At 75.1% G+C, this 15,903-nt stretch carries 11 protein-coding genes; 7 read left to right on the top strand and 4 right to left on the bottom strand.

Annotated features, from left to right (window positions below; translation table 11 throughout):
* The first annotated feature begins 23 nt into the window (after window positions 1-23).
* Window positions 24-602 carry a hypothetical protein gene (locus OO57_RS42480; RefSeq protein ID WP_158715104.1) on the top strand — a complete coding sequence of 193 codons (579 nt, stop codon included), beginning with the start codon at window positions 24-26 and terminating at the stop codon, window positions 600-602.
* Window positions 603-691: 89 nt separating this feature from the next.
* Here OO57_RS42480 and OO57_RS12635 read toward each other — a convergent pair whose 3' ends face one another.
* The gene (locus OO57_RS12635) at window positions 692-2,017 is read right to left on the bottom strand and encodes an MFS transporter (protein WP_051777404.1); all 1,326 of its coding nucleotides are present in this window, start codon (window positions 2,015-2,017) and stop codon (window positions 692-694) included.
* Between the two features lie 375 nt (window positions 2,018-2,392).
* Between OO57_RS12635 and OO57_RS12630 the strand changes: the two genes are divergently transcribed.
* The 3 genes from OO57_RS12630 to OO57_RS12620 all read left to right on the top strand — a co-directional run bounded on the left by OO57_RS12630 (window position 2,393) and on the right by OO57_RS12620 (window position 6,964).
* On the top strand, window positions 2,393-3,991 hold the full coding sequence (locus tag OO57_RS12630; protein WP_051777401.1) for a hypothetical protein: 1,599 nt from the start codon (window positions 2,393-2,395) through the stop codon (window positions 3,989-3,991).
* Between the two features lie 192 nt (window positions 3,992-4,183).
* Window positions 4,184-5,296 (top strand): hypothetical protein, encoded by a 1,113-nt coding sequence (locus OO57_RS12625; RefSeq protein ID WP_033252496.1) that lies wholly within the window; start codon window positions 4,184-4,186, stop codon window positions 5,294-5,296.
* A 180-nt stretch (window positions 5,297-5,476) separates the two neighbouring features.
* A complete protein-coding gene (locus OO57_RS12620) occupies window positions 5,477-6,964 on the top strand; it encodes an alkaline phosphatase PhoX (protein ID WP_033252495.1) in 1,488 nt (495 codons plus the stop codon).
* A gap of 110 nt (window positions 6,965-7,074) precedes the next feature.
* Here OO57_RS12620 and OO57_RS12615 read toward each other — a convergent pair whose 3' ends face one another.
* Window positions 7,075-8,394 (bottom strand): PucR family transcriptional regulator, encoded by a 1,320-nt coding sequence (locus OO57_RS12615; RefSeq protein WP_234337323.1) that lies wholly within the window; start codon window positions 8,392-8,394, stop codon window positions 7,075-7,077.
* 375 nt (window positions 8,395-8,769) lie between these two features.
* On the opposite strand from OO57_RS12615, the gene pruA reads away from it, so the two are divergent.
* Both pruA and OO57_RS12605 read left to right on the top strand, forming a co-directional pair.
* A complete protein-coding gene (gene pruA, locus OO57_RS12610; protein WP_033252494.1) occupies window positions 8,770-10,398 on the top strand; it encodes an L-glutamate gamma-semialdehyde dehydrogenase in 1,629 nt (542 codons plus the stop codon).
* 88 nt (window positions 10,399-10,486) lie between these two features.
* Window positions 10,487-11,416 carry a proline dehydrogenase family protein gene (locus OO57_RS12605; RefSeq protein WP_033252493.1) on the top strand — a complete coding sequence of 310 codons (930 nt, stop codon included), beginning with the start codon at window positions 10,487-10,489 and terminating at the stop codon, window positions 11,414-11,416.
* 7 nt (window positions 11,417-11,423) lie between these two features.
* Here the strand turns inward: OO57_RS12605 and OO57_RS12600 are convergent, their stop codons facing one another.
* The gene (locus tag OO57_RS12600; protein WP_033252492.1) at window positions 11,424-11,621 is read right to left on the bottom strand and encodes a hypothetical protein; all 198 of its coding nucleotides are present in this window, start codon (window positions 11,619-11,621) and stop codon (window positions 11,424-11,426) included.
* A gap of 117 nt (window positions 11,622-11,738) precedes the next feature.
* Window positions 11,739-12,959 (bottom strand): TerD family protein, encoded by a 1,221-nt coding sequence (locus OO57_RS12595; RefSeq protein WP_033252542.1) that lies wholly within the window; start codon window positions 12,957-12,959, stop codon window positions 11,739-11,741.
* Between the two features lie 192 nt (window positions 12,960-13,151).
* Between OO57_RS12595 and pepN the strand changes: the two genes are divergently transcribed.
* Window positions 13,152-15,644, top strand: a complete 2,493-nt coding sequence (pepN, locus tag OO57_RS12590) for an aminopeptidase N (RefSeq protein ID WP_033252491.1) — start codon at window positions 13,152-13,154, stop codon at window positions 15,642-15,644.
* Window positions 15,645-15,903 lie beyond the last annotated feature (259 nt).

Below are 15,903 nucleotides of genomic sequence, written 5' to 3'. Positions count from 1 at the left end.
GGGCCGAACTACACTGCGTGACCATGGATGTCGGGGCTGACGGCGGGCAGTGGGGCGGGCAGCCGGACTGGGCCGCGATGGCCGAGCGGCACGAGCGCGCGCAGCGGCGGCGCCGACGGCTGCGGATCGCAGGGGCGGCGGCCGGGGCGCTCGTCCTGATCGGCGGGGGCGGTGCGGCCGTGGCCGGCCTCGCGGGCGGTGGGGCGGACGGCGGGCCCGCGGTGGCGGTTCCCGGCTCCGCCGCGCCGGAGGTGCCGCCCGCCCAGGACGGCTCCGCTCCGGCTCCGGCGCCGGCTCCGCTCCCCGTGGCCGCGGCACCGTCCGCGCCGCCCGCGTCCGCCGTGCCGTCCGCACCGGCCGCGCCCCGGGCCACGAGCTCGGCCACGGCCTCGGCCCGGAAGCGCCCCGGCCCCCGCCCCACTGCGGCTACCGCCGTTGCCACCGCCGCGCCCGCGGACCCGCGCGGTGGCGTTCCGGACGCGGACGTCGGCAGGGCGCTGGAGATCGCCGGTTCCGCGGTGGACCTGCTCCTCGGCCCCCGCCCCGCCGTGGGCGGCGTGCCACCGCGGAGCGTCAACGCGGGGTCCGCCACCGGCGGGTGAAACGGGTGGCGGGGGCCTGCGGCGGGGCCGGTCACGGTTTCGGCTCGCTTGCGGTCGCCTGCACCGTCCCCGCCACCGGTGGGGGCCGGTCAGCGGGGGCGGTGCAGGACGGTGGCGGCGAGGGCGAGGGCGGCGGTGGCGGCGGTGAGGGCGAAGGCGGTGACGGCGGGGAGCAGGCCGTAGGAGCGGACGAGGGCGCCGACGGCGATGATCGGGGCGGAGGAGCCGAGGTAGACGACCACCCAGAGGGCGGAGAGTTCGCTGCCGCGGCGGGCCGGGTCGAGGGCGGCGACGGTGGCGGTGAACAGGGAGCGGAAGGCGATGCCCTGGCAGGCGCCGGCCAGGACGCTGCCGACGAAGAGCAGCGCGGGGGTGCCGGTGGCGGTGGCCGCGGTGAGCAGGCCGAGGCCCGCGGCGAGGCCGGTGAGTCCGGCGGCGACCACGACCCGGTCGGAGGTGGGCGGGACGAGCAGCTGGGCGGCGGCGGACGAGCCGAGCAGCAGGGCGGCGACGGCGGCGCCCGCGAGCGGGGAGCGGGTGTGCAGCAGGGTGGCGGAGAAGGCGGGGGCCAGGGCCAGGTAGACGCCGAAGACCGCGTACGAGAGGAAGCCCGCGGCGGCGGCGAGCAGGAACTCGCGGCGTCCGGTGCGGGGCAGCCGCAGGCGGCGGGGCCGCAGGTGGGCGGGGGTGGTGATGCGCGGCGGGGAGGCCGGGGGCCGGTGCGGGCCGGGCATCCGCGGGTGCAGCAGGGCGAGCGGGACGCACAGCGCGAGCAGCGCGACGGCGTGCGGCAGGAACGGGCCGAGCAGCGGGTCCGCGTCGTTGGTGAGCGCGGCGCCGACCAGCGGGCCGAGGGCGACGCCGCCCGCGGAGCAGGCCAGGGTGAGTTTGGCGGCCAGGGTGGGCCGGTCGGGCAGCAGGTCGCCGAGGGCGGCGCCGGCCGCGCCGGTGGACAGGCCGACCGCGACGCCCTGCACGGCCCGTCCGGCGGCCAGCTGCCAGAAGGACCCGGCGGTGGCGAAGACGGCGTCCCCGGCGGCGGCGAGCGCGACCGCGGGCAGGATCAGGGCGCGCCGCCCGAGGTGGTCCGACCAGTGGCCGACCGCGGCGAGCACCGGGACGAGCGCGAACACGTAGACCGTGAACAGGACCGTGGTGTCGAGCGGGTTCAGCCCGAGGCGCTGCTGGAGCACCGGGTAGAGCGGGGTGGCGAGGTTCGCGCCGATCAGCATCAGCAGCAGGGCGGCGGCGACCAGGCCGACGCGGATGCCGCGCAGCGCGTTCCAGCGGCTGATCGCGGAGAGCTGGAGCTGCTTGCGGGGCGCGAGTTCCAGCGGAAGCAGGGCCTCCGACAGTCGGCGGCCGGCGTACTGAGCGGTGCTCAGGCCGGGGCCGGCGGGGGAGAGGTCCGCCATGGCAGGGGTCTCCTGTGGCAAGGCGCCGCGGGGCATCGCCGGGCCGGGGTGTGGCGGCGCGGCCCGGACGGTGCGGGTGTGCACGTGGTACGCGGAGCGCGGAGCGCCGTCGCTCCGGGTTCCGGGGGCGCGCGCGGGGGTGGTGCGCGTCGCCCCCCGAAGGATACGTGCCCCGGGCACTCGTTCGGACGCACCTCCCCACTCGTTCGGGGGCACGCCCCCGCAGCTCAGGCGGGCGTCCGTGGCGGCCGATACGCTGGGTTGACGGGCCGACACGCACCGGCCCGCTCCGCCGCTCCCCGCGTCCGCCGCCCCCCGGGCGGGCCGCGCCCCCGGACGGCGGTGCCCTGCGACGCACCCGGGAGAACGCGCGCGATGGCCGGACGTAGCCGTAACACCCCTGACCAGCAGCCGTCCGAGGCCGAGGGCCTACTGCCCGCCGACTACGACCTCGCCGACCTGTACGGCGCGCAGAGCGCGGACGAGGACCCGGACGACACGGCCGTCCTGATCCCGCCGATCGCCCTGCCCGAGGACGCCGAGCTCGCCGCGGCGGCCCTCGCCGTCCCGCTGATCTCCCGGGTCGTCGCGCTGGCCCGCTGGGTTGCCCCGCACCGCGAGGTCGACGAGCACGGCGACCTCGGCGAGGCCGACCGGGTGCAGGCCGCCCGGATGCTCGGCGCCGAGGAGCCGGACGAGGAGGACGTGGTCGAGGCGATGCGGGCCTGGGCGCTGGCCTGCGACCTGGACCTGGTGGAGACCGGCACCACCGAGGAGGGCGCGCACGTCGCGATCCCCGGCCCCGACCTGGACGCGGTCGAGGCGGGCGAGCCCGCCGCCGTCCTGGGCCTGTGGTTCGAGGCCGCGGAGCTGGTGCGCGAGCTGGCCGCCGAGGCCGAGTCGGTCGACCCCGAGGTGGTCGAGGGCGGCGGGCGCGACGACTCCGACGGCCTGGCCGAGGTCGAGGACGCCCGCGACCAGGCCGCCGAGATCCTCGACGAGGCGCTGCACACCCTGTACGAGGCCACCGCGTTCGCCGAGCCCGGCGCCGAGACCGTCCCGCTGGGCGTGCTGGCCGCGCTGCTGGTCGTCCCGGACGGGCAGGAACCCGACGAGGAGATGCTCGGCGAGATCACCGACCTGATGGTCGTCCTCGACCCGATGCTCGGCGACCTCGCCGAACTCGGCCTGGTCGAGCACCGCCCGATCGACCCCGACCTGTTCGAGGAGGGCGGGGACGGCGGGGACGGCGAGGGCGCCGAGGTGCTGGACACCGACCGGCCGCTCACCGAGGAGGACGCCGCCCGCTTCGGCACCGTCCGGCTCACCCCGCTCGGCCAGTACGCCGTCCGCGAGTGGCTGCTCGCCGACGGCTACGACGCCCCGCTGATCGGCGACCTCGCCGACCAGGACGGCCCCGCGCTGCTGCGCGCCCTCGCCGAGGACGGGCAGCTGTTCGCCGAGGCCGAGCTGAAGGCCTGGCTCGCCGCCCGGGCCCCGCTGGACGCCGCCCGCGACCTGCTCGCCGGGGCCCGCGGCCGCGACGTGCAGTCGCCGGTGCGCCGCTACTACTGCGTGCTCGGCCTCGGCGAGATCGGCGAGGAGGCGGCCGCCCCCGTGCGGGAGGTCGTCGACGACCCCGAGCTGGGCGGGCTGGCCCGCGAGTGGCTGCGCGCCCGCGGCGCGGACGTCCCGGCGGCGGAGCGCGAGGTCGCGCTCTGGCGGATCGTCGACTCGATGGCCGCCGTCATGCTGCTCACCGCGGGCGAGGGCGGCCGCCTGCAGGCCCTGGTCGCGGACCTGCCGGTGACCGACAACCCGGCCAGCTACTTCGGCGAGGTCTGGCGGGTGCCGCACCCGATGACGGTCGAGGTGCTGGAGGCCGTCGGCGAACTGCACCTGGACCGCAAGGTCGCCAAGGAGGCCCGGCGCGCGGCGGTCAAGGCGCGCTCGCTGCGCGCGCAGGGCGCGTGACGCTGCCGTTCCCCGGCGGCGGCCTGCGGCGGCCTGCGGCGGGCCGCGGCGGGCTGCGGTGCGGCGGGCTCCGGGCGGGCCCGCCGCAGGGTCTTCGCAAGCCCTCCCCGTCCGTCTGATGGCTCGACAGCTCCCTTGGGCCGTAAGGTAAGGCGGCGTTGGAGTGGCGAGCGGCCGGGGGTGCGGCGAGGGATGATGTGGCAGGGCACGGGCGGGGCCTGGGACCTCGACGGGGTGTATGCGGACCAGGAGGCGTACGGCCGCCAGGTGCTGGCGGGCGCGGGGTTCCCGGTGTTCGGCTGGGTGCACGGGGCCGGCGGGGTGCCGGGCTGGGACGTGCTGGCCGAGTACGGGCTCGCCGACGGCGAACTGGAGTCGGTGGAGGTCCGCTCGGGCGACTGGAGCTCCGTGCACGGACCGTACGTGACGGTCCGCACCCACCGGGCCGGGGCCGGACCGGCCGCCCTGCTGCCCGACCTGGAGGACGTGGTCGAGGACGAGCGCGACCGGGTCTACGAGCACCTGGGCGTCGACGAGGGCGACACCGTCGGGGGCGTGCGGGCGCTGCGCGAGTGGATCACGGTGGACGGCGAGCCGCACCCCGTGCAGGTCCACGAGGACTCGCGGACCGCGGCCGGGCACGGCACCGTCTGGGCGGGCCGGCTGCGGGTCGGCGCCACCACGGTGACGGTGACCGGGCGCGGGCTGGCGCCCGGCTCGGTGGAGCTGCGCCGGATCACCGACTTCGAGCGGTACATCGTCGGCCGGACGGTGATGCTGCGTCAGGTCGCCGCGCTGCGGGCCGACCGCAGCCCCGCCGACCCGGCACCGGAACCGGCCGAACTGGGCCTCCAGGCGCACCGCGAACTCGTCCTGCAGGCCGTCGAGCGCACCGGTGCGATGCTCGCCCAGCAGCGGGCCGGGCGCCCGGCCCGGCTGCCCCGGCACCTGCGCGGCGAGGACCGGAAGGCCCGCTGGGAGACGGCGGTGCGGCAGCAGATGCGGCTGGCCTCGGAGACCCGGGAGGAGGCCGACGAGGCCGTCACCTCGATGGTCAACCACCTGAGCCGGCTCGCCTTCCACGCGGACTGGGTGGGCGGCACGATCGAGGGCGCGGCCGCCGTGGAGGAGGTCGTCCGGTACACGGCCTTCGCCAGCGAGGTGCCGAGCCTGCCCGCGCAGCGGGCCTGGGAGCGGCTGTGGGCGGGCGGCACGCCCGAACTGCCCGCGGGCACCGAGGACGCCTGGCTGACCGCCTGGGAGCAGTGGCGGGTCGAGCGCACCCAGCACCGGGCGCGGCGGTAGAGCGGTCAGGGCGGTCAGGGCGGTAGAGCGGTCAAGGCGGTGAGGGGCGGGGCGGGGCGTGCAGGGGCCTATGGTCAGTAGATCGGCACGCTGAAGCTGCGTCCGATTCACGCGCGGTTCACGTGCGGCCCGGAATCTGTCGGTCACCGAAGCACATCCCCTCCTCCAGGAGTGACCGTCATGTCGCTGTCCCGCCGGGACTTCGTGAACCGTTCGACCATGCTCGGGGCAGGCGTCCTGATCGCCGGCAGCGCCGAGGTGCTCGCCACCGCCCCCGGCGCGATCGCCGCCCCCGCGGGCGGTGACGCCGCGCTCGCCAAGGGCGGGCACACCGCGGTCGGCTACGGCGAGCTGGTGTCCGACCCCGAGGGCGTCCTGGCGCTGCCGAAGGGCTTCTCGTACGAGATCATCACCCGCACCGGCCAGACCACCCTGGTCACCGGCGAGTCCACCCCCAGCAACCACGACGGCACCGCCGCGTTCGAGGGCCGCCACGGCGCGACCCTGCTGGTCAACAACCACGAGCTGGCCGGGCCGCGCTCCAAGTGGCCGCACCCCGTGCCGCTGCTGGAGGGCCACGTCTACGACCCGGCCGCGGCCGGCGGCTGCACCGTCGTCGAGGTCTCCGGCCACGGCCACGGCCGCGGCGACGAGCACGGCAAGGGGCACGGGCACGGCAAGCGGCAGGTCCGCGAGTGGGTCGGCATCGCCGGCACCGCCACCAACTGCGCCGGCGGCGCCACCCCGTGGGGCACCTGGCTGACCTGCGAGGAGACCGAGGACAAGGCCGGCACCAACGGCTTCACCAAGGACCACGGCTACGTCTTCGAGGTCGACCCGCACGACCAGGACGCCAACCGCGACCCGCAGCCGATCAAGGCGTTCGGCCGGTTCGCCCACGAGGCCGTCGTCATCGACGAGAAGCGCGGCCACGCCTACCTGACCGAGGACGCGTCCAAGCCCAACGGCCTGCTCTACCGCTGGACCCCGCCGGCCGGCTTCAGGCACGGCAAGGGCAAGCTGCGCACCCTGGCCGCCGACGCGGGCGGGTTCGAGGCGCTGAAGGCGTTCGACTCCCAGGGCAAGCTGGTCGACGACCTGTCCCGGGCCACCAAGCCCGGCACCACGTACGGCGCCGACTGGGTCAAGGTCCAGGACCGCGACGCCCGCACCACCTCGATCCGCAAGCAGTTCAAGGACGGCGAGATCACCCGGGCCCGCAAGCTCGAAGGCATGTGGTGGGGCGACAACGGCATCTACTTCGTCTCCTCCTTCGCCCGCGAGGAGTCGCCGCTGCAGCACGACGGGCAGGTCTGGTTCTACAACCCGGCCCGGCGCACCCTGACCCTGAAGGTCATCCTCGGCGTCAACAACGAGATCTGGGCCGACAAGGGCAACTTCGACGGCCCCGACAACATCACCGTCTCGCCCCACGGCGGCCTGATCATCGCCGAGGACGGCAACGGCCTGCAGCACCTGTTCGGCGCCACCACGGACGGGCGGACCTACGCGCTGGCGCGCAACGAGCTCAACCTCGGGACGGAGGAGGAGCCGGAGTACAGCGAGTTCACCGGCGTGACCTTCTCGCACGACGGGCGGACGCTGTTCGCGAACATCCAGGACCCGGGCATCATGCTGGCGATCACGGGGCCGTGGCACCGGATGTGACGCGGCGTTGAGCGGTGGGGTCCGTCCGGGGAGGGTGCTGCTCTCCGCGGGCGGACCTTGCCGTTGGCGGGGGCGCGGGGTTCCAGTCGGGGAGCCTCGGTCGGGGAGCCTCAGTCGGGGAGCCTCAGTTGGAGCATGGCGAGCAGGCGCTGCTGGGGCTGGGCGAGGTCGAGGCCGGTGAGCTGCTCGGCCCGCCGGACCCGGTAGCGGAGGGTGTTGGGGTGGATGTGCAGGGCGTCGGCCGCGGTGCGGACCTCGCCGAGGGCGTCGAGGTAGGCGAGGACGGACTCGGCGAGGCGGGTGCGGTGGCGGGTGTCGTAGGCGGTGAGGGCGGTCAGGCGGGGGTCGCGGAGTTCGGGGCGGTCCTGGAGCAGGGCGAGGACCTCGGAGACCAGCACCTCGGCCTGGACGTCCTGGAGGGCGGCGACGTCGGGGACGACGCCGCCGCGGCCCATCGCGTCGAGGATCCGGTCGGCCTGGGCGCGGGAGGCGGGGACGTCCGCGAGGCCGGGGACGGTGGGGCCGATCGCGGCCCGCAGCGGGATGGAGAGGTGGTCGCGGGCGGCGTCGACGGTCTCCTGCGTCCAGTCCCGCAGGGTCGCGGGCGGCAGGCCGGGCGGGAGTTCGGGCAGCAGCACGTAGACCCGGGAGTCGACCGGGGCGAGCAGGGCGCCGCGGTGGCGGGCGGCGGTGTGCACCGAGATCAGGCCGGTGACCTCGTCGCGGGAGAGTTCGGCGTCCCGGCCGTCGGTGGCGGCGGGGGCGTAGGCGAGGACGGTGACGGGGCGGCGCACGTCCAGGCCGAGGTGGGTGGCCAGTGACTGCGGGCCGGTGGAGCCCTCCAGCAGGCCGGTCAGCAGGGTCTGGGTGAGCCGGGTGTCGGCCGACAACTCGCGGCGGCGGCGCACCAGTTGGCCGGCCGCGACCCGGGCGGCGCCGACCAGGGCCTGCTCGGCGGTGTCGGTCAGCGGGCGGGAGCCCTCCTGCACCCAGATCGTGCCGAGCGGCTGCGCGCCGGAGCGGATCGCGATGGCCAGGCGGCGGCGGATGCCCAGTTCCGGGTGGGCGGCGATCTCGATCGCGCCCTCGGAGCCGCGCAGGTGCGAGAAGACGCCCCACTCGCGGAGCTTGGCCAGGTACGGTTCGGGGCCCTGGCGGCCGAGGATGGACAGCCGGCGCAGGTCGTCGACCTCGTCGGTCTCCGAGGTGCGGGAGTAGGCCAGCACCCGGCTGGAGGTGTCCTCGATCGAGACGATGCCGCCGGTGAGGACGGCCACCGTCTGGGCGAGCGAGAACAGGTCGCCGGTGGCGGGCCCGCCGGGGCCGGTGCCGCCGGTGCCGTCCGGGTCGTCGGCGCCGGAGAGCAGGGTGCGGGTGAGCGAGTCGAGGTGCTCCCAGCGGGTCTCCCGGCGCACCGACAGCAGCGCCACCCCGGCCTCGGTGGCGGCCTCGCGCAGCGCGTCGGCCTGCCCCGGCCCGTCCAGCTTGACCGCGACGGGGCGGGAGGCGGGAGGCGGGCGTTCGGGGCGCTCGGGCGTTCGGGCGTTCGGGCGTTCGGGCGGTCGGGCGCAGGTCAGGGCGGGTTCGTCGGGACGGACAAGATCCGGGGGCCGAGTTTAGCGAGGCGGACAGGAAACGGCGGCCGTGACCGGGGCGTGACGCTGTTCGTCCGGGCGGACAACGGCGAGCGGGGGAATTTGGCGGTCCGGCCAACAGAAGCGGGCAGGAGCGGGGAATAGCGTTTCTCCACGGCCGGTGTGCGACCCTCACCGGCTCCCCATGACGAGAAGGAGAGCGTGCGCGCCATGGATGCTGTGACCCAGGTCCCCGCGCCGGTGAACGAGCCGGTCCACAGCTACGCCCCCGGCAGCCCCGAACGGGCCCGGCTGGAGGCCAAGCTGAAGGAGCTGGGCGGCCAGGGGCCGATCCAGCTCACCATGACGATCAACGGTGAGCACCGCCTCGGCGGCGGCTCCGAGATCCACGTCGTGCAGCCGCACAACCACGCTGCCCGACTCGGCACGCTGCGCAACGCGACCCAGGACGACGCGCGCGAAGCCGTCGACACCGCGCTGGCCGCCGCGCCGGCCTGGCAGGCGCTCTCCTTCGACTCCCGCGCCGCGATCTTCCTGCGCGCCGCGGACCTGCTGGCCGGGCCGTGGCGGGAGACCCTCGCCGCGGCCACCATGCTCGGCCAGTCGAAGACCGCCCAGCAGGCGGAGATCGACACCCCCTGCGAGCTGGTCGACTTCCTGCGCTTCAACGTGCACTTCGCCCGGCAGATCCTGGCCGAGCAGCCGATCTCCTCGGACGGCGTGTGGAACCGCACCGACCACCGCCCGCTGGAGGGCTTCGTCTACGCGATCACCCCGTTCAACTTCACCGCGATCGCGGGCAACCTGCCGACCGCGCCCGCGCTGATGGGCAACGTGGTGATCTGGAAGCCGTCCCCCACCCAGCAGTTCGCCGCGCACTACCTGATGCAGCTGCTGGAGGCCGCGGGCCTGCCCAAGGGCGTCATCAACATGGTCACCGGCGACGGCCTGGCCGTCTCCGAGGTCGCGCTGAAGCACCCCACGCTGGCCGGCATCCACTTCACCGGCTCCACCGCCACCTTCCAGCACCTGTGGCGCACCGTCGGCGAGAACATCGCCGGCTACCGCACCTACCCGCGGATCGTCGGCGAGACCGGCGGCAAGGACTTCCTGGTCGCCCACCCGTCCGCCGACAAGGCCGTGCTGAAGACCGCGATGACCCGCGGCGCCTTCGAGTTCCAGGGCCAGAAGTGCTCGGCGCTGTCCCGCGCGTACGTCCCGGCCTCGATCTGGGCCGAGATCAAGGACGACTTCCGCGACGAGGTCGAGTGGCTCACCATGGGCGACGTCACCGACCTCGCCAACTTCATGGGCGCCGTCATCGACGAGCGCTCCTTCGCCAAGAACAAGGCCGCGATCGACCGCGCCAAGGCCGACCCGCAGGTCGAGGTGCTGGCCGGCGGCACGTACGACGACTCGGTCGGCTACTTCGTCCGCCCGACCGTGCTGGTCTGCCAGGACCCGGCCGCCGAGTACTTCCGCGACGAGTACTTCGGCCCGATCCTCGCCGTGCACGTCTACCGGGACGATGACTACGACGCGATGCTCGCGCAGATGGAGTCGGTCTCCCCGTACGGCCTGACCGGCTCGATCATCGCCCAGGACCGCGAGGCCGTCGAGCACGCGATGCGCGTCCTGCGCAACGCGGCCGGCAACTTCTACATCAACGACAAGCCGACCGGCGCCGTCGTCGGCCAGCAGCCCTTCGGCGGCGGCCGGGCCTCCGGCACCAACGACAAGGCCGGTGCCAAGCAGAACCTGACGCGCTGGACGTCCACCCGCTCCATCAAGGAGACGTTCGTCCCGCCGACGGACTACCGCTACCCCCACATGGGCTGACCAGGCCCCCGCGACGGCCGGCCACCACCTCCGGCCGGCCGTCCCCCCTTCTTCTCCACCAGCTGATCCGCTTCGCCGGGAGTCCACGATGCTCCGTTCCGCCCTCCTCGCCGCCTCGCGCTCCCCGCAGGTGCGCACCATGGTCGAGAAGTTCCCGCCCACCCACGCGATCGTCGAGCGCTTCGTCGCCGGCGACCGGCTCGACCAGGGTGTGGCCGCCACCGAGAAGCTGGTGGCCAGCGGCCGCAAGGTCACCCTCGACCACCTCGGCGAGGACACCAAGGACGCCGACCAGGCCGCCGGCACCGCCCTCGCCTACGAGCACCTGCTGGCCGCCCTCAAGGAGACCGGCCTGGCCGCGGACGCCGAGGTCTCCGTCAAGCTCTCCGCCGTCGGCCAGTTCCTCCCCGTGGACGGCGAGAAGATCGCCCTGGAGAACGCCCGCCGCATCTGCGAGGCCGCCGCCGACGCGGGCACCACCGTGACCCTCGACATGGAGGACCACACCACCACCGACTCCACCCTCGCCATCGCCCGCGAACTGCGCGCCGACTTCCCGTGGCTGGGCGTCGTCCTCCAGGCCTACCTGCGCCGCACCGAGGCCGACTGCCGCGACCTCGCCCACGAGGGCTCGCGGGTGCGCATCTGCAAGGGCGCCTACAAGGAGCCCGAGTCGGTCGCCTTCCAGGGCAAGCGCGACGTCGACCTCGCGTACGTCCGCGCGCTCAAGATCCTGATGGCGGGCGAGGGCTACCCGATGGTGGCCTCGCACGACCCCAACATGATCAAGATCGCCGGTCAGCTCGCCGAGTGGAACAAGCGCGACGTCTCCTCGTTCGAGTACCAGATGCTCTACGGCATCCGCCCCGAGGAGCAGCTGCGCCTCGCCGAGGCCGGCAACACCATGCGGGTCTACCTCCCCTACGGCCAGGAGTGGTACGGCTACTTCATGCGCCGCCTCGCGGAGCGCCCCGCCAACCTGACCTTCTTCCTGCGCGCGATGGCCACCCGCGGCTGAGCCGTCGTCAGGCGTCGCCGGAGGGCCCGTGGCTTCGTGCCGCGGGCCCTCCGGGCGTTCCGGGTGGCTCGGGTGTTCCGGGCGGCTCGTCGGCGCCGGAGCGGCGGGCGAAGTGGGGGAGGCCGTAGGAGGACAGGGCGTCGCAGGTCCGCCGGGCGGTGACGGTGTTGCTGCGGGTGGCGGCGAGGTCGGAGCAGCCGGTCATCGTGAGGACGGCGTGGTCGTACGGCCCCTCGTCGAACGGGTCGAGCGCCTCCGGCGGGGCCGGGGCGGCCGGAGGCGGACGTGGAAGCGGGTGCGGGCGGGGCCGTCCGGTGGCACGTCAGAGCATCGCGGCGGCGGGCTTGACCATGCTGCGGGCGGTCTTGGCGTCGACGTACTCGCCGAGGGCGGTCATCACCCACTCGCCGGAGAACTGGCGCACCAGCTTGCACATGGCGACGCCGGTGTGCGGCTCGGACTGGGCCAGGTCGAAGCGGACCAGCTCCTGGTCGTTGCCGGGGTCGACCAGGCGGCAGTAGGCGCTCTTGATGTCGGTGAACTTCTGCCCGGAGAAGGAGTTGACCACGAAGACCAGGCCGCAGACCTCGGCGGGCAGCCCGCCGAGGTGGACGGTGATGGCCTCGTCGTCGCCGCCGCCCTTGCCGGTCAGGTTGTCGCCGGAGTGCGCGATCGCGCCGTTGAAGATGACGAGCTTCATGAACCAGGCGGTGTCGATCTTGTTGCGCTGGGCGTCGAAGGCGATCACCGAGGCGTCCAGGTCGATGTTGCGGCCGTGCCCGGCGGGCTCCCAGCCCAGGCCCATCCGGACCGAGGAGAGCAGCGGCTTCCCGCCCTTCTCCAGCGAGACCGAGCCGCCCTTGACCAGGTTGACCCGGCCCTTGTCCAGGGTGATCTTGCCGACGGCGGGCGAACCGGACGGCATGGGGGGCGGGGAGGAGGGCGCCTGGGGCGCGGTGCCGGGCATCGGCGGGGCCGCGGGGGCCGCGGGGGGCGCTGCGGGCGGGGCGGGCTGAGCGGCGGCCGCGGTGGTCGCGGCGGCCGGGGGCGGCTCCTCGACCGAGACGCCGAAGTCGGTGGCGATCCCGGCCAGCCCGTCGGCGTACCCCTGGCCGACCGCGCGGACCTTCCACTCGGCGCCGCGCCGGTAGACCTCGACGACCACCAGGGCGGTCTCCCGGGACAGCCGCGGCGGGGTGAAGGTGAACAGCTCGCGGCCGGTGTCGGCGTCCCGGACGGTCGCGGTGGGCTCCGTCCCGGCGAAGGTGGCCTGCCGGTCGTCGAGCGAGGCGGTCACCACGATCCGGGTGATCTCGCCGGGCACCGCCGCGGTGTCCACGACGATCGCGTCGGGGCCGCCGCCGGTGGCCGGGCGGTGCGTCACGCCGGGGCCGTTCGGGGCGTTGAAGAAGACGAAGTCGGCGTCCGAACGGACCTTGCCCGCCGCGGTCAGCAGCAGCCCGGACACGTCCAGTTGCTTGGGTGCGCTGACCTCGACCACGACCCGGGCCGAACCCAGGGATGCGTTCCCGCCCTGGACCAGAACAGTCGTCACGTGCTCCTCCTCGAATCGCCGCCGCTGCCACAGCCTAGCCAAACCGCCCTGCCCACCGGGGTACGCCGCGGGCGAATCCGGGTCGAACACCTCGGCCGCCCCCGCCCGCGGGGGTACGCCGCGAGCGAATCCGCCCCGGGGCGCTTGCCCGCCGCGGGGGGCCTCGGCGAGCATGCGGACATGCCAGCACTGCAACGATCCGAAGCAACTGTCCGTGCCCGCCTGCTGGAGGTCGACGGCTACACCGTCGACCTCGACCTCACCCGCGGCCCGGACCGGTTCGTCAGCACCACCGAGATCCGGTTCCGGTGCGGCGAACCCGGCGCCGACAGCTTCGTCGACGTCGACCCGGCGCTGCTGCGGCGCGCCGTCCTGAACGGGCAGCCGCTGGACCCCGCCGCCCTCGACGGCAACCGGCTCGCCCTGCCCGGCCTGCGCGCGGAGAACACGCTGCTGGTGGAGGCCGAGATGCGCTACTCGCGCACCGGCGAGGGCCTGCACCGCTACACCGACCCGGCCGACGGCGCGGTGTACGCGTACGCCACCTGCGGGCCCGACCTGGCGGCCAAGGTGTTCGCCTGCTTCGACCAGCCCGACCTGAAGGCCCCGTTCACGCTGACCGCCACCGCCCCCGCGGACTGGACCCTGGTCGGCAACGGCGCCAAGGTCCGCGGCGAGGACGGGCGTTGGGAGTTCGCGCCGACCAAGCCGATCTCCACCTACCTGTTCACCGTGGTCGGCGGCCCGCTGCACTCGGTGCACGCCGAGCACGACGGCATCCCGCTCGGCCTGCACGCCCGCCGCTCGCTGGCCGCCGAACTCGACCGCGAGGCGCCCGAGTTGTTCGAGGTGACGGCCGCCTCGCTGGACCGGCTGCACCAGCTCTTCGACGAGCGCTACCCGTTCGGCGAGTACCACCAGGCCTTCGTCCCCGAGTTCAACTGGGGCGCGATGGAGAACCCCGGCTGCGTGGTCTTCCGCGACGAGATGCTGTTCCGCTCCCCGGCCACCGAGGCCGAGCACGAGCGCCGCGCCATGGTGGTCTGCCACGAGATGGCCCACATGTGGTTCGGCGACCTGGTCACCATGCGCTGGTGGGACGACCTGTGGCTGAACGAGTCCTTCGCCGAGATGCTCGGCTACCGGGTCGCCGCCGAGGCCACCCGCTTCACCGGCGCCTGGACCGGCTTCTCCGCCGAGCGCAAGGGCTGGGGCTACGACGCCGACCAGCGCGCCTCCACCCACCCCGTCGCCGGGAACGGCACCCGCTCGGTCGCCGAGGCCATGGTCAACTTCGACGGCATCTCGTACGCCAAGGGCGCCTCCGCGCTGCGCCAGCTCGTCGCCTGGCTCGGCGACGAGGCCTTCTTCGCCGGCCTCAACGCGTACTTCGCCGACCACCTCTACGGCAACGCCGAACTCCCGGACTTCCTGGCCGCGTTGAGCGCCAGCAGCGGCCGCGACGTGCACGCCTGGGCGGACGACTGGCTGCGCACCAGCGGCGTCGACACGCTGCGCGCCGAGACCGGACGGGCCGCCGACGGCACCCTGACCGCGCTGACCGTCGTCAACGAGGGCAGCCGCCCGCACCTGGTCGAGATCGGCGGCTACCGCAGCGAGCACGGCCGCCTCGTCCCCGTCGGCCGCGTCCCGGTCGAGATCGGCCCCGGCCGCCGGGTCGCCGTCCCCGCCCTGGTCGAGGCCGGTGCGACCCTGGTCGTCCCCAACGACGGCGACCTCACCTGGGCCAAGATCCGGCTCGACCCGGACTCCTGGCGGGCGGTCGAGGAGTCGCTCTCCACCGTCGCGGACGAGGTCACCCGCGCCGTCCTGTGGGAGCACGCCCGCGACCTCGTCCGGGACGCCGAACTCTCCCCCGCCGCCTACCTCGGCCTGGTCGAGCGCCACCTGCCCGCCGAGACCTCCGACAACATCGTCGAACGGGTCCTCGCCTTCGCCCGCACCCACGTCGTCGGCCACTACCTGCCCCCGGCCCGCCGCGCCGACGCCCTGGCCGTCGTCAGCCGCACCGCCCGCGCCCTGCTCGCCGGGGGCGGCGGCCACGGGCTGCGGCTCGCCGCGCTGCGCGCCGCGGTCGAGAGCAGCGGCGGCGAGCACCAACTCGCCGAACTGCGCAGCTGGTTGGCCGGGAAGGAACTGCCGGACGGGCTGACCGTCGGACCGGAACTGCGCTGGGCCGGACTGGCCCGGCTGGCCGCGCTCGGCGAACTCGACGAGGACGCGATCGCCGCCGAGGCGGCCCGCGAACCGGGCAGCGAAGCCGAGTTCGGCGCCGCCAGGGCCCTGGCGGCCCGGCCCGGGGAGGAGGCCAAGGCCCGGGCCTGGGAGATCCTGTTCGACTCCGCCGGCACGGCGTCCAACCGCGTCCTGGAGGCCACCGCCCGCGGCTTCTGGGCCTCCGGCGACCCCGAGCGGCAGCACGCGTACGCGCTGCGCTTCTTCGCGGAGGTCACCGGCGCCGCCGACCGCAGCGACATCGTCACCCGGCTGCTCGGCCGGACCCTCTTCCCGGACGCCCAGGCCACGCCCGAGGTGGTGGCGGCCGCGGAGGCGGCGCTCGCCGACCCGGGGCTGACGCCCGCGCTGCGGCGGAACCTGTCCGACTCCACGGACGACCTGCGGCGGGCGCGGGCGGTGCGAGGGGCTTTCTAGACGGGAGGCGGAGACGGAGGCGGGGTGCGGGTTGCTTCGGGTGCTGTCCCGGCCCGGAGCAGCACGGACCTTCGACGGGCCCCGGCCGCCAGCAGCCCGAGCCCGCCGTTCCCCGGGCCCCCGGCTCGTTCCCCTGCGCCTGCCTGACAGCCGGGGGTCAGAAGGTGCCGCGGGCGGCGAGGGCGCGGGTGGTGGGGAGGGCGAAGGCGGACGCGGTCCAGGTCTCGGCGGGGGCGGGGGCCGCCGCGGGGGCGGGGAG

The sequence above is a fragment of the Kitasatospora phosalacinea genome, from assembly GCF_000717185.1.
GTDB lineage: Bacteria > Actinomycetota > Actinomycetes > Streptomycetales > Streptomycetaceae > Kitasatospora > Kitasatospora phosalacinea_A.
This window is presented reverse-complemented; position numbering and strand designations above follow the sequence as displayed.